Origin of the sequence: Leptolyngbya sp. 'hensonii' (assembly GCF_001939115.1) — a bacterium.
GTDB lineage: Bacteria > Cyanobacteriota > Cyanobacteriia.
Genome location: NZ_MQTZ01000028.1, coordinates 104346 through 117269 on the forward strand (window position 1 = coordinate 104346; position 12924 = coordinate 117269).

13 protein-coding genes are annotated in these 12924 nt (G+C 56.3%); 12 read left to right on the top strand and 1 reads right to left on the bottom strand.

Features of this window, described 5'->3' with window-relative positions:
• The first annotated feature begins 10 nt into the window (after positions 1 to 10).
• The 12 genes from BST81_RS10035 to BST81_RS10090 all read left to right on the top strand — a co-directional run bounded on the left by BST81_RS10035 (position 11) and on the right by BST81_RS10090 (position 12138).
• Entirely contained in the window at positions 11 to 1225 is a 1215-nt protein-coding gene (locus tag BST81_RS10035) for a glycosyltransferase family 4 protein (RefSeq protein WP_075598397.1), read from the top strand.
• Positions 1222 to 2058, top strand: a complete 837-nt coding sequence (locus BST81_RS10040; RefSeq protein ID WP_075598398.1) for an ABC transporter permease — start codon at positions 1222 to 1224, stop codon at positions 2056 to 2058. The genes BST81_RS10035 and BST81_RS10040 overlap by 4 nt, the downstream gene beginning before the upstream one ends.
• A 12-nt stretch (positions 2059 to 2070) precedes the next feature.
• Complete coding sequence (locus BST81_RS10045; RefSeq protein ID WP_075598399.1) at positions 2071 to 3411, top strand: ABC transporter ATP-binding protein; 1341 nt, start codon at positions 2071 to 2073, stop codon at positions 3409 to 3411.
• A 94-nt stretch (positions 3412 to 3505) separates the two neighbouring features.
• The gene (locus BST81_RS10050) at positions 3506 to 4573 is read left to right on the top strand and encodes a glycosyltransferase family 2 protein (protein ID WP_075598400.1); all 1068 of its coding nucleotides are present in this window, start codon (positions 3506 to 3508) and stop codon (positions 4571 to 4573) included.
• Positions 4570 to 5346, top strand: coding sequence for a glucose-1-phosphate cytidylyltransferase (gene rfbF / locus BST81_RS10055; protein ID WP_075598401.1), 777 nt, complete (start codon positions 4570 to 4572; stop codon positions 5344 to 5346). The genes BST81_RS10050 and rfbF overlap by 4 nt, the downstream gene beginning before the upstream one ends.
• 20 nt (positions 5347 to 5366) lie before the next feature.
• Positions 5367 to 6380: a GDP-mannose 4,6-dehydratase gene (locus BST81_RS10060; protein ID WP_075598430.1), complete on the top strand. Its 1014-nt coding sequence runs from the start codon at positions 5367 to 5369 to the stop codon at positions 6378 to 6380.
• Positions 6381 to 6391: 11 nt separating this feature from the next.
• Positions 6392 to 6841 carry a dTDP-4-dehydrorhamnose 3,5-epimerase family protein gene (locus BST81_RS10065; protein ID WP_075598402.1) on the top strand — a complete coding sequence of 150 codons (450 nt, stop codon included), beginning with the start codon at positions 6392 to 6394 and terminating at the stop codon, positions 6839 to 6841.
• Positions 6838 to 7716 carry an SDR family oxidoreductase gene (locus BST81_RS10070; RefSeq protein WP_075598403.1) on the top strand — a complete coding sequence of 293 codons (879 nt, stop codon included), beginning with the start codon at positions 6838 to 6840 and terminating at the stop codon, positions 7714 to 7716. Before BST81_RS10065 ends, BST81_RS10070 begins: the two co-directional genes overlap by 4 nt.
• An 8-nt stretch (positions 7717 to 7724) precedes the next feature.
• Positions 7725 to 8669, top strand: coding sequence for an NAD-dependent epimerase/dehydratase family protein (locus tag BST81_RS10075; protein ID WP_171974717.1), 945 nt, complete (start codon positions 7725 to 7727; stop codon positions 8667 to 8669).
• On the top strand, positions 8659 to 9996 hold the full coding sequence (gene rfbH, locus BST81_RS10080; RefSeq protein WP_075598404.1) for a lipopolysaccharide biosynthesis protein RfbH: 1338 nt from the start codon (positions 8659 to 8661) through the stop codon (positions 9994 to 9996). Before BST81_RS10075 ends, rfbH begins: the two co-directional genes overlap by 11 nt.
• Positions 9993 to 11039 (top strand): GDP-mannose 4,6-dehydratase, encoded by a 1047-nt coding sequence (locus BST81_RS10085; protein ID WP_075598405.1) that lies wholly within the window; start codon positions 9993 to 9995, stop codon positions 11037 to 11039. Before rfbH ends, BST81_RS10085 begins: the two co-directional genes overlap by 4 nt.
• The gene (locus BST81_RS10090) at positions 11020 to 12138 is read left to right on the top strand and encodes a glycosyltransferase family A protein (RefSeq protein ID WP_075598406.1); all 1119 of its coding nucleotides are present in this window, start codon (positions 11020 to 11022) and stop codon (positions 12136 to 12138) included. The genes BST81_RS10085 and BST81_RS10090 overlap by 20 nt, the downstream gene beginning before the upstream one ends.
• Here the strand turns inward: BST81_RS10090 and BST81_RS10095 are convergent.
• Positions 12132 to 12869 carry an SIMPL domain-containing protein gene (locus tag BST81_RS10095; protein ID WP_075598407.1) on the bottom strand — a complete coding sequence of 246 codons (738 nt, stop codon included), beginning with the start codon at positions 12867 to 12869 and terminating at the stop codon, positions 12132 to 12134. The genes BST81_RS10090 and BST81_RS10095 overlap by 7 nt on opposite strands.
• Positions 12870 to 12924 lie beyond the last annotated feature (55 nt).

Below are 12924 nucleotides of genomic sequence, written 5' to 3' on the forward strand. Positions count from 1 at the left end.
CGTTAACCCTATGCAGGTGCTCCATATCAGTCAATCAGATATTGCAGGTGGGGCCGCGATCGCGGCTTACCGGCTGCATCAGGGACTGCTGACCCAAGATTGTGAGTCCCGCATGCTGGTGGGGGTGGCGCGGACGGTCGATCGGCGCATCATTGCCCTGCCGCGACGGCGCTGGCTGGAGAATCAGCTTTTCCGGCTCACCTGGCCCCTGAGTCTGAGTCAGTTACACTGCATCAGCAGCTTTGATATTCCCCGGCATCCCTGCTTCCAGGAGGCCGCGATCCTGAACCTGCACAATTTGCATGATGGCTATTTCAATTACCTGGCCTTGCCAGCCCTGACCCAAGCCAAACCGACAGTGTTCACCCTGCATGACATGTGGAGTTTCACAGGACATTGTGGCTATAGCTACGACTGCGATCGCTGGCAGCGGGGTTGTGGGGCCTGTCCTGACCTGCAGGTGCCTCCAGCCCTCTCCAGAGACACCACCTGGTTGGAATGGCACCTGAAGCAATGGGCGTATCAGCGATCGAAGATGACGATCGTCACCCCCAGTCACTGGTTAGCAGATCAGGCTCGTCGCAGTTTGCTCCAGTCTTTTCCGGTTCAGACGATTCCCTACGGACTGGATACGACCGCCTACCAGCCCCTCGACCCAGTTCAATGTCGGGCTTTGCTGGGAATCTCGCCAGGGCAGCGGGTGCTGATGTTTGCAGCCGCCAGTTTGGGCGATCGGCGCAAAGGGGCTGACTTACTCCTGCAAGCCTTACAACAGCTACCTGCAAGTTTAAAAACTGACCTCTTATTGCTGGTCCTGGGGGAACAGGGAGAAGCCCTAGCGGAGCAGGCAGGCTTGCCGACCTTGCATCTGGGTTACATTAGCCACGATCGAATCAAAGCCATCTGTTACTCCGCTGCAGATCTGTTCGTGTTTCCCACCAGAGCGGATAATCTGCCCCTGGTGGTGCTGGAAAGCATGGCCTGCGGCACGCCCATCGTCTCCTTTCAGGTGGGAGGGGTGCCGGAAATGGTTCGTCCTGGCATCACGGGCTATCTGGCCCCCCCTGAAAATGCGACCGCCCTTGGCCAGGGAATCGTGCAATTACTGGAGGATGAGCGTTTACGGCTACAGCTTGGGCAGAATTGTCGATCGGTGGCTCTGGCCGAGTATGCCTTAGAATTGCAAGCGCAACGATACCTGAGTCTTTATCAGGAGCTTCTATGAAACAGGCCCGATCGACCCTGGTGATTGAACCCGGTTATATCAACCGTCGCTATCTGCGGGATCTGTGGCGACAGCGGGAATTGTTACTGTTCCTGGGCTGGCGCGATATTATGGTGCGCTATAAGCAGACGGCGGTGGGCATGGCCTGGGTGATGATCCGGCCCCTGGTGACGATGGTGGCCTTTACCCTGGTATTTGGCAAGCTGGCTGGTCTGGAGGCCCGATCGCCGGGAGTGCCCTATCCTTTGCTGGTGTTCTCGGCGATGTTGCCCTGGCAACTGTTCGCTGATGCGGTGGGCCGGATCAGTGTCAGTTTGGTGAGCAATGCCCATATTATTTCCAAGGTGTATTTTCCCCGCCTGATTATTCCCCTAAGTGCCCTGTTTGTCTGTTTGATTGATTTTCTAGTGGCAGGGCTGATTTTGCTGGCCATGATGGTGATCTATCACGTGGTACCGGGCTGGCAGATGTTGGCCCTGCCCCTGCTGGTACTGCTGGTGGGGGCTACAGCCCTGGCTCTGGGCCTGTGGTTGGCGGCCCTGAGCACCCGCTATCGGGATCTAACCCAGCTCACCCCCCTGATTCTGCAGTTTGGCCTGTATGTCTCGCCGGTGGGATTCAGTAGTGCCATCGTACCGGAACAATGGCGTTGGCTCTACGGGTTGAACCCTCTGGTGGGGGCGATCGAGGGCTTTCGCTGGGCGATTCTGGGGCAACCCATGTTAGTCTATTGGCCCAGTGTCGGGGTGTCTCTGGCATTAGTGCTGTTGGTCCTGCTCAGTGGGCTCTGGTATTTGCGGCGGATTGAGCGGAGTTTAATTGATGTGATTTGATGAGCCCTCTCCATGTCTGAAGTCGTTATCTGTGCGGAAAACCTGGGCAAGCAGTACTTTCTCAGACGGCAACATCGGTCCCACGATCGCTTGCGGGATGCGATCGTGGCCGGGGTCAGGAGCCTGTGGGCACCCCGAACGGCGGCGATCGCTCCCGAAGAATTTTGGGCCTTGCAAGATATTTCCTTCGAAGTCCGTCAGGGGGAAGTGATTGGCATCATCGGTGGCAATGGGGCTGGGAAATCCACGTTGCTGAAGATTCTGAGCCAGATTATTGAGCCTACGACGGGGCGGGTGACGGTAACCGGGCGGGTCGCCAGTTTGCTGGAAGTGGGGACGGGTTTCCATCCCGATCTGAGTGGGCGGGAGAACGTGTTCCTGAATGGGGCGATTCTGGGCATGGGGCGATCGGAAATTCAGCGGAAGTTCGATGAGATTGTTGAGTTTGCAGGAGTCAGCCGCTTCATTGATACGCCCGTGAAGCATTATTCCTCTGGCATGTATGTTCGGCTGGCGTTTGCAGTCGCTGCTCACCTGGAACCGGATTTATTGATTGTGGATGAAGTGCTGGCGGTGGGGGATGCGGCCTTTCAGCAGAAATGTCTGGGCAAAATGGGGGAAATCTCCCAGGATGAGGGCAAAACGGTCCTCTTTGTCAGTCACAGTATGGGAGCGGTGGAGGCCCTTTGCTCCAAGGCGCTGCTTTTGAGTGGGGGTAAAATTCAGGTCTATGGGGACTGCCACGACGTGGTGTTGTCTTACCTGGAGCCGATTTACCAGAACAAAAATCGCGAGCATCGGTTTTCGGACTGTGTGCGGCGGGGGAACGGTAAGGTTCTGATCACCTCCTTCCACCTGGAATCTCCCGAAGGTCGGACGATCGAGGCAGTGAAATCGGGTGATCCGGTGGTCTTTGCCTTTGGGTTTCGCAATGTCAGCGCCCATGCTGATGAACCCTGCTCCTTTGGGTTCAGCATCCATGTCTCGGCCCACATGGGCCAGGAAATGGGGTTGCACTATGGGTGTCTGTCCAGTTATGCCAGTCATTTTTCCCAGATTTACTTCCGGGACTTGCCCCCAGAGGGAGTGGTCCGCTGTCTATTTTCCGAGTTAACCCTGGCTCCCAATGATTACCTGATCGCCTGCTATATTCTGGTGGGGGATGAAGAAGCGGACAGACCCCAGTTTCCGGTGCCGATTACCGTGATTCCTGGAGATTTTTACCGTACTGGGCAGGTGGCCGAAAAAGAAGTTTGGGGACCGAATTTGATCAAAGGAGAATGGCAGATGACATCCGTTGCCAGGACTCCAGGGTCGCTCACCCCTACTTCTGGGGCAGGAACAGAGTGCTAGCGCGGTTGCCCGTCCTATCCTGTGCGGTTTCCAGATTCATAAGAATTTATCCTTGTTGCGGCTGAGAGTGCTACAACTGCTGAGAGTATTTCAGATGTCTGTGCGATCCCCCACGGCATTGATGATAGAGAACATGGATAGTCAACCCCTCGTCAGCGTTTTGATTCCAACGTACAATCGCTGTCAGTTACTCACTAAGGCCATCAGGAGCGCTCAGATTCAGTCTTATGAGGCTCTGGAGATCATTGTCAGTGACAATGCCTCTCAGGATGAAACGCCAGCGCTGATCCGCCCGATCGCGGCTGCCGATGCACGAGTCCGCTATTTTCGCTTTGATCAGGGGGTAGAGCCAGCCCAAAACTGGCGGAACTGCCTGCACCTGGCGACGGGCAAGTACTGTTTTATCCTCTGTGATGATGATTTTCTGCTGGATCTGGATTACGTAAAAAATAGCGTGGCCCTGCTGGAGAAACATCAGGCCGGATTGCTGGTGACGGATTGTATTTTAGGGACCCATATCCAGGATTACATCTACAATCAGGCGACGAATCTGAGGTTGCCGGAGCACATTCCAGGGCGGGAATTTTTCCTCAAATTTTGGGAAGGCTCCTACAGCCCTCCCGTCATCAGTGGGTTGTTTCACCGGGAACTGGCGATCGCCTGTGATGCCTTCACCGTCGGTGGCACAGCCCTGATGGACATTGAATTGTGGTTAAAGCTGATGTTGTTGACGGATGTGGTCTACAACCCATTTCCCAGTGTGCTCTACTATCAGCACGGGGCCAACTGGTTGTTTTCCATGTCCCTGGACGATCGGCGGATCGACATTCAATTTATTGACCGGGTATTTGAATTTGCCCAGGCCCGATCGGCGTTTCCTTTAGAGGTCTTACTGCCCTGGCGAGCCCGCATGTATCAGTACTACATTCATGTCCATATCCTGAATGAGTGCTTGCGGGTGGGGATTCCAGAGGCAGAATTTGCTGCTTTTGGGGCAGCGGTGGGCGCTCCGGTGGGGATTTCCTACCGGGCCTGTCAACTGGCCTATCGCAGTCGGCAGTCCCGATACTGGCAGTTGATTTCGGATGGACTGGGCCAAGCCTGGCGGATTCCCTGGATTGTCCAGCTCTACAAATTTGCAAAAGACAAGATCAAGCTATGAAAGTTGTTATCCTGGCTGGTGGATTAGGGACTCGCCTGCAAGAAGAAACCACCGTGAAGCCAAAACCGATGGTGGAAGTCGGAGGACATCCCATTCTCTGGCACATTATGCATATCTATGCGGCGGCGGGATTTAAAGAGTTTCTGATTGCCCTAGGTTACAAAGGGGAGGTGATCAAGCACTACTTTTTGAACTACTACTATGCCCGCAATGATGTCAGTATTCATCTGGGCCAGGGAGATGTTCAAGTCCATAACCCTGGCCGGGAAGACTGGCTGGTGCATCTGGTGGATACGGGGGCGACGACGAATACGGGGGGTCGCCTCAAGCGATTGAAGTCCTGGGTCAGTGACGGTACGTTTCTGATGACCTATGGGGATGGGGTAGCTAATCTGAACGTGAAGGATGTGTTAGAGTTTCATCGTCATCACGGCAAACTCGCTACAGTGACGGCTGTGCGTCCACCGGCCCGGTTTGGGGGCCTGAGTTTTGCTGGGGATCTGGTGAAGGAATTTGTGGAGAAACCGCAAATTGGGGAGGGTTGGATCAATGGCGGTTTTTTTGTCCTCGAACCCCAAGTGCTGGACTATATCGATGGCGACCACACCCTGTTTGAACAGGAGCCCCTGGAGCGGTTGGCCCAGGATAATCAACTGGTGGCCTTTCGTCATGGTGACTTCTGGCAATGTATGGATACCCTGCGGGATGTGAAGATGCTGGAAGCCCTCTGGCAGGAACAAAAAGCCCCCTGGAAAATCTGGCAAGACGGCTGATGGAATATGGAGTAACAGGCATGACGATACAATTCTGGCAGCAACGGCGGGTACTGGTGACAGGGGCAACCGGAGTGGTAGGGGCCTGGCTGGTCAAGGATTTGCTGGCCCAGGGAGCCTATGTGGTGGCCCTGGTCAGAGATGCCGATCCCCAATCTGAATTTTTTCGCAGTGGCGATTTTCGATCAGTCTCGATCGTCAGCGGCTGTCTGGAAGACTTCGCCACCCTGGAACGGGCGGTGAATGAACATGAGGTGGATACGGTGTTCCATCTGGCGGCCCAGACGATCGTCGGCACCGCCCATCGCTCCCCCGTCCCCACCTTTGAGGCCAATATTCGCGGCACCTACTATCTGCTAGAAGCCTGTCGCATCCATCGGGTGCAGCGGGTGGTGATTGCCTCCAGTGACAAAGCCTATGGCCCCCAGCTCCAGTTGCCCTATCGGGAAGACATGCCCCTGCAGGGGCGTCATCCCTACGAAGTCTCCAAGAGTTGCGCCGACCTGATTGCCCAGTCTTACTACCACACCTATGGCTTACCCGTGGCGATCGCCCGCTGCGGTAATGTTTACGGGGGAGGAGATCTGAACTGGAGCCGGATTGTGCCCGGAACCATCCGATCGTTGCTGCACCAGGAAGCTCCCTTGATCCGCAGTGATGGGACTTTCGTGCGGGACTATCTCTACGTCAAGGATGTGGTGCAGGGCTATCAGCGTCTAGCCGAATGCCTGGAGGATGAGCGGGTCGCTGGAGAGGGCTTTAACTTCAGCCAGGAAGCCCCCCTGACCGTGCTGCAACTGGTGGATACCCTGCGCTCCCTGATGCATTGTGAGGCGATTCTGCCCCTGGTGCAGGCGAATGCTCGTGGGGAAATCCACTCCCAGCATCTGTCGGCCTTGAAAGCCCGGACTTTGCTGGAATGGCAGCCTCGATTTTCCCTAGAGGAGGGGCTGCGGGAAACGATTGATTGGTACCGCCAGTTTTTTGCCCTACCCGCCAGAACTCCTGATCGAACCCTATACCCTGTTCTCTGAATCCATACCCCATGATTGACGGTGTTGCCATTTACCCCCTGAAGAAAATCCCGGATGAACGGGGCACGATTTTTCACATGCTGCGCTGTGATGCGCCCCACTTTGAGGGGTTCGGCGAAATTTATTTTTCCAAGGTCTATCCGGGGGCAGTGAAAGGCTGGCATCTACACCAACAGATGGTTCTGAACTATGCTGTGGTGACAGGCATGATCAAGCTGGCGCTCTATGACGATCGTCCCGATTCCCCTACTGAGGGAGAATTGCAGGAACTGTTTATCGGAGAAGACCATTATGTGCTGGTGCGAATTCCGGCCAGGGTCTGGAATGGCTTTAAGGGAATTGGAACTGAGCCTGCGATCGTGGCCAACTGTGCCACCCTGCCCCACGATCCCACCGAGATCGTCCGCCTGGATCCCCTGAATAACCATATTCCCTACGACTGGAGTTTGAAACACCGATGAATACCCATGTGATTATTGGTGCCTCTGGTCAGGTGGGAGAACATCTGATGACGGTTCTTACTGCCAATGGGGTGCGGGTAATGGGAACCTCCTACAGTTATGCTGTCCCGGATTTGCCCCGGTTGGATATTCGCGATCGGGCCGCCGTGGATGCCTTTCTGGAGCAGACTCGCCCGGATGTGGTCTATCTGCCTGCTTCCCTCACCAATGTGGACTACTGCGAACTGCATCCTGATGAGGGCTATGCTACCAATGTCCTTGGGGTGCAGCATGTGGTGACGGGGGCCGATCGCCTGGGAGCCTTAGTGGTGTACTTCTCGTCGGATTACATCTTTGATGGGGAGGCTGGTCCTTACCGGGAAACCGATCCGGCCCATCCCCTCTGCGTCTATGGGATGCAGAAGTTGATAGCTGAGCATTATGTGGCCCTCCATTGCCGCAGTTCCCTGATTATTCGCACCACGGGCGTCTATGGTTGGGAGCGGCAGGGTAAGAATTTTGTCTCGCGCCTGATTACCAATCTGCGGGCTGGCCAGACGGCGCGGGTGCCGATCGATCAAATTGGCAGCCCCACCTATGCCCCCAATCTGGCGGCTGCTGTCACGGAACTGGTTTTGACTGGAGAAACGGGCGTTTATCACGTCAGTGGCGACACCTGTGCCAGTCGCTATGACTTTGCCTGTGAGGCTGCCAGGGTTTTTGGCCTCGATCCTGGCCAGATCCAGGGGGTCAGCACCGCTGAATTAGGACAGGCGGCGAAGCGACCCCTGCGGGGCGGCCTGGTGGTAGATAAGGCAGCCGCAGCGGTTCACGTTTCTCTCCTGGGCTATCCGGCAGGGTTACGGGAGATGCGGGCAGAAAAGGAGTTTAATTGAGGGATCTGGTGGACGCCTGGACTGGGGAATGGGGTAGCCGGTTGAGACAGCAGCGGGTTCTGGTGACAGGGGCCACTGGCTTTGTTGGAGGGCACCTGTGCGATCGGTTGTTGGAACTGGGGGCAGAAGTCCACGGGCTGGCTCGGCAAGCTGGGATGGGGGATGCCACCAGCGGCTGGCAGCCCTGGTCGGTGGACCTGCGCGATCGGGAGGCGGTCCGGCAGGCCCTACATCAGATCCGGCCTCAGATTGTCTATCATCTGGCAGGTCTGGTGACGGCCCGTCAGGATGTGGCTTTGGTGTTGCCGATGCTGGAGCATAATCTGTTGGGGACGATTCACCTGCTGCTGGCGGCGACAGAAATCGGTTGTGATCGGCTGATTCTGGCTGGTTCCTCGGAGGAGCCTGATATCACCATGCCTATTCCCACCTCTCCCTATGCGGCGGCTAAGGCTACAGCCTCCCTCTATGGTCAGATGTTCCAGAAGCTGTATGGGGTGCCGGTGACGATCGTGAAACTCTTTATGACCTACGGTCCCCGCCAGGAGGCAGCCAAGCTCATTCCTTATACCATCTTGTCATTGCTGCGGGGAGAGCCGCCGCATCTCAGTAGTGGTCAGCGGATCTGCGATCTGCTTTACATTCGGGATCTGGTCCAGGGGTTGCTGCAAGTTGGCATCCAGCCTGATCTGGTCGGGCAGACGGTGCATCTGGGCACAGGCCAGGGCACACCCCTGCGGGAGGTGGTGGATCGGCTGGTTCAAATCAGTGGAACTTCTGTGCAACCTTTATTTGGGGCGATTCCCGATCGTTTGGGAGAACATCCCCAGATCGCCGATCTCCAGACAACTCGCCAGATCCTGGACTGGGAGCCTCAATGGACCTTATCCCAGGGCTTGACAGAGACCGTAGCATGGTATCGATTACAGGAGGACATTGCCCATGGACGCTGAGGAATTGCGACAGGATATTCTGCAGCGGGTGGCGGCTTACCATGCCGCTGCCTTCCCAGCCCGATCGTTCGTTCCCGGTCAGACTCCCATTCCCGTGTCGGGTCGAGTGTTTGACCAGACCGATCTGATCTACCTGGCCGAAGCCTGTCTGGACTTTTGGTTGACCACAGGCCGGTTTGCCGCCCAATTTGAGCAGGAGTTTGCCCAAGGGCTGGGGGTCCGCCATGCCCTCCTCTGTAACTCCGGATCGTCTGCCAACCTGCTGGCCTTGTCGGCCCTGACTTCGCCAGAGCTGGGCGATCGGCAACTGCGATCGGGGGATGAAGTGATTACCGTGGCGGCTGGGTTCCCGACCACCCTGAATCCTATTTTGCAGAATGGGCTGGTGCCGGTGTTCCTGGATATTGAACTGGCAACCCATAACATCGATGTCCAGAGACTGGAGGAAGCCATTTCCCCCCGCACCCGCGCTATCATGCTGGCCCACACCTTAGGCAATCCCTTCAATCTGGAGGCTGTCCAGCAGGTGGTCCAACGGCATAACCTGTGGCTGATTGAAGACAACTGTGATGCCCTGGGCTCGACCTATAACGGCCAGTTGACGGGCACCTTTGGTGATCTGGCAACGGTCAGTTTCTACCCGGCCCACCACATCACCATGGGTGAAGGGGGCTGTGTCCTGACGAACCAGCCTCGCCTCAAGGTGCTGGTGGAGTCTTTTCGGGATTGGGGCCGGAGTTGCTGGTGTGCGCCGGGGAAGGACGACACCTGTGGCAAACGGTTTGGCTGGCAGTTAGGGGACTTACCGGCTGGCTATGACCACAAGTACACCTACTCCCACATTGGCTATAACCTGAAGCTGACGGACATGCAGGCGGCGATCGGCGTTGCGCAGCTCCAAAAACTGCCCGGATTTATTGCTACCCGGCGGTACAACTGGCAACGGTTGTCTGCTGGCCTGCAACCCCTGTCAGACTGGCTCATCCTCCCCCAGCCGACCCCTAACAGTGACCCCAGTTGGTTCGGATTTCTGATTACGGTGCGGCCAGAGGCTCCCTTCAGCCGGAATGACTTGGTGCGCCATCTGGAAAGTCACAAGATTGGCACCCGCCTTCTCTTCGGTGGAAATCTGATCCGTCAACCGGCCTATCGTCAGATGCCCCATCGGGTGGTCGGAGAGCTGAAACAGACGGACCTGGTGATGAATCAGTCTTTCTGGATTGGGGTTTATCCGGGACTGACAGAACCCATGCTTGACTATATGGTGGACACCCTCACCTCGTTTGTGCGACAGTCTACGGGAATCACAGTGGGAGCGTCTTCATGAGCTGGCTGATTACAGGGGGCTGCGGGTTTGTCGGGTCCAATCTGGCCCACGATCTGCTGAGTTCCGGGGAAACGGTGGTTGTTCTGGATAACTTGAGTCGTCAGGGTTCTCCGGAAAATCTGACCTGGTTGCGGTCCCAGCATGGTCGGGACTGGCAATTTGTGCAAGCGGATATCCGCGATCGCGATCGGGTGGCGGACTTGGTGCGGGAATTGCGACCCCAGGCGATCGCCCATCTGGCAGGTCAGGTGGCCATGACCACCAGCATTCAGGACCCGCGCCTGGATTTTGAGGTGAATGCCCTGGGGACTTTGAATGTGCTGGAGGCTGTGCGCCTCTACTCCAGTGAGACGATCGTCCTCTATTCCTCCACCAATAAGGTCTATGGGTCTCTCGAAGAATTGACCTATGGGGAGACTGAGACTCGCTACACCCTGCCTGACTATCCCCATGGGTTGGCTGAAACCCTGCAACTGGATGGTTGTTCTCCCTACGGCTGTTCTAAGCTGGCTGCCGATCAGTATGTGCGGGATTATCACCGGGTTTATGGCATTCCCACGGTGGTGTTTCGCCACTCTTCCATGTACGGCGGACGGCAGTTCGCCACCTACGATCAGGGCTGGATTGGCTGGTTTTGTCTCCAGGCCCTAGCCATGTCCGATTCTCAGATTCCCCCCTTTACGATTTCGGGCAATGGGAAGCAGGTGCGGGATGTGTTGCATGCCCAGGACTTAATTCGGGCTTATCGGCTGGCAGTGACCCAGATCGATCGCTGTGCGGGTGAAATCTACAACTTGGGCGGGGGCATGGCCAACTCCCTCTCCCTGTTGGAACTGTTTGCCATTTTGACGGAACTGACAGGCTATCCCCTGCGTTTCCGCTCTCTGGACTGGCGACATGGCGATCAGAAGGTATTTGTGGCAGATCTGGCAAAAGTTAACCAGCATTTGGGCTGGAGTCCGACGGTGAGTAAGCAGGATGGGCTCCGGATGATGCTGGATTGGACAGAGGAGGTGCAGGCCCGTGTCCCAACCCTTAGTTAGTATTGGCATTCCGGTTTATAACCGGGAGAAACTGGTGCGGCAGGCGATCGAAAGCGCCTTGGCCCAGACCTATTCCAACCTGGAAATCATCGTGGTGGATAACTGTAGTACGGATAATACCCATGGGGTGATCCAGGAATACAGCCGGATGGACCATCGGGTTCGCTGCTATCGCAATGAACAAAATCTCGGTCCGGTGCCCAATTGGTATCGTTGTCTGGAACTGAGTCAGGGAGAATACTTCAAGATTCTGTTTTCTGATGACTGGTTGGAGCCGACGGCGATCGCGACCTTGACGGAACCGTTTCACCACCATCCCCAGATTGCCTTCACCTACTCCACGGCGATTCACCATTATGCCTGCCCCCTGGATGGTCAGATGGAACGGCTGCTGTTCCGGCATTCGCCCGGCGGGTTACTCTCCTCTTTTGATTTCCTCTGGGAATCGGCCCTCTATGATCTGGCGGTGATTCCGGTGACCCCCTCAGCGGCCCTGTTTCGTCGTCAGGATGCGCTGTCAGCGTTTACGCTGCACATTCCCTGTCGTCTGGAGTTTGACTGTAACCGCCGAGGGATGGGCAATGATGCCATGCTTTTCTGGAAACCCTGTGCCCGCTATCCAGAGCATTACCACATTCTTGACCCCTTGGTGCATTTTGCCGAAGGGGCTGAAGGGGAGGCCAGCTTCACCATGTCCATGATTCGTTCGGGGCAACTGGCCACGGAGCGAGTCTGTTACCAGTCGGCCTTTGGTCACTTCCTGGCCACAACACCTCTACCCGGATCCACCAGGCAGATCTTGCAGGCCGGGATGTTCTGGCAACGGGTGCCTGCTGACCTGGCGCACCTGGAGGCGTTCCTGGCGGAGTTCGCCCTCTGTTTTCCACCAGAGTACCCCTGGTGGGAGTTTGACCTGCAGGGCGATCGCATTCGGGAGTTGCTCGATCGCCACAGTCCGGATATGCTGCGGGCGATCCTGGCCCAGTTGCCATTCCATCCCACCACGACATTACGCAGGATACCGTTAGAACTGGCGGCCCTGAAAGCCAGAGTTCGAGGGCGGTTGTCCAGGGTCAAAGGCCGATTCCGTCATCAGTAACTAATTTGCAGCGTGACGGTGGCTTCGACCTGTTGTTCCCCAGCAATGATCGGAGTAGAAGCGGTGGGAGCGGTTTTGGCAAATTGCAAATCGGCTATAGGCACAGGTGGGGGGGTATTGGCCCCATTTACTTGAATATTGACCACATCTTTCCGGGTCAACTTCAGCACACTCAGCACCGCATCTGCCTGCTGTTGTGCATCTTCCGTCGCTTCCCGCAGGGCCTGCTTCTGGGCTGCTGCGATCTCAGGCTCAGCGGCGACCAGAGTAATACTGTCAATCCGAGTTGCACCTGCCTTCACTGCATCATCCAGTAAGGAGCCAGCTTGATTGGGATTGATCCGAAAGCTGACAATATTGCTGGCGGTATAACCCGATAGGCGCTGCACATTGTCGGTGTAGGTGTAGACAGGGCTCAAGCGGACTTCGCTGGTCTCCAACTTGCCCACATTCCGCGATCTCAACAGAGTCACAACTGCCGCCGATCGTCGGGCCACTTCCTGCTGCACCTCGGCTGCTGTTTTTCCCTGAATTTCTACCCCTAGACGAATCTGGGCGATAGTGGCAGCGATACTTTCCTCCCCGCGTCCGGTCACGGTGATGGTTCGTAGGAGGCGCTCCTGGGCTAGAACGGACGTACTGAGGCTGAGGCCCAGCAGGCAGGCCAGGGAAACTGTTCCGAGAAACTTGAGAACGTCCAGATTTTGATGGGACTTTAACGCTAACTTCATGCTGATAATCTCCTCACAATTAAATCTAAGCGATGGGTCATCATGCCCTTGTCGG

Bases quoted from the DNA above. Each gene is read 5' to 3' on its own strand.
- BST81_RS10035 (WP_075598397.1), top strand. From the start codon at position 11: ATGCAGGTGCTCCATATCAGTCAATCAGATATTGCAGGTGGGGCCGCG.
- BST81_RS10040 (WP_075598398.1), top strand. From the start codon at position 1,222: ATGAAACAGGCCCGATCGACCCTGGTGATTGAACCCGGTTATATCAAC.
- BST81_RS10045 (WP_075598399.1), top strand. From the start codon at position 2,071: ATGTCTGAAGTCGTTATCTGTGCGGAAAACCTGGGCAAGCAGTACTTT.
- BST81_RS10050 (WP_075598400.1), top strand. From the start codon at position 3,506: ATGTCTGTGCGATCCCCCACGGCATTGATGATAGAGAACATGGATAGT.
- rfbF (WP_075598401.1), top strand. From the start codon at position 4,570: ATGAAAGTTGTTATCCTGGCTGGTGGATTAGGGACTCGCCTGCAAGAA.
- BST81_RS10060 (WP_075598430.1), top strand. From the start codon at position 5,367: ATGACGATACAATTCTGGCAGCAACGGCGGGTACTGGTGACAGGGGCA.
- BST81_RS10065 (WP_075598402.1), top strand. From the start codon at position 6,392: ATGATTGACGGTGTTGCCATTTACCCCCTGAAGAAAATCCCGGATGAA.
- BST81_RS10070 (WP_075598403.1), top strand. From the start codon at position 6,838: ATGAATACCCATGTGATTATTGGTGCCTCTGGTCAGGTGGGAGAACAT.
- rfbH (WP_075598404.1), top strand. From the start codon at position 8,659: ATGGACGCTGAGGAATTGCGACAGGATATTCTGCAGCGGGTGGCGGCT.
- BST81_RS10085 (WP_075598405.1), top strand. From the start codon at position 9,993: ATGAGCTGGCTGATTACAGGGGGCTGCGGGTTTGTCGGGTCCAATCTG.
- BST81_RS10095 (WP_075598407.1), bottom strand. From the start codon at position 12,869: ATGAAGTTAGCGTTAAAGTCCCATCAAAATCTGGACGTTCTCAAGTTT.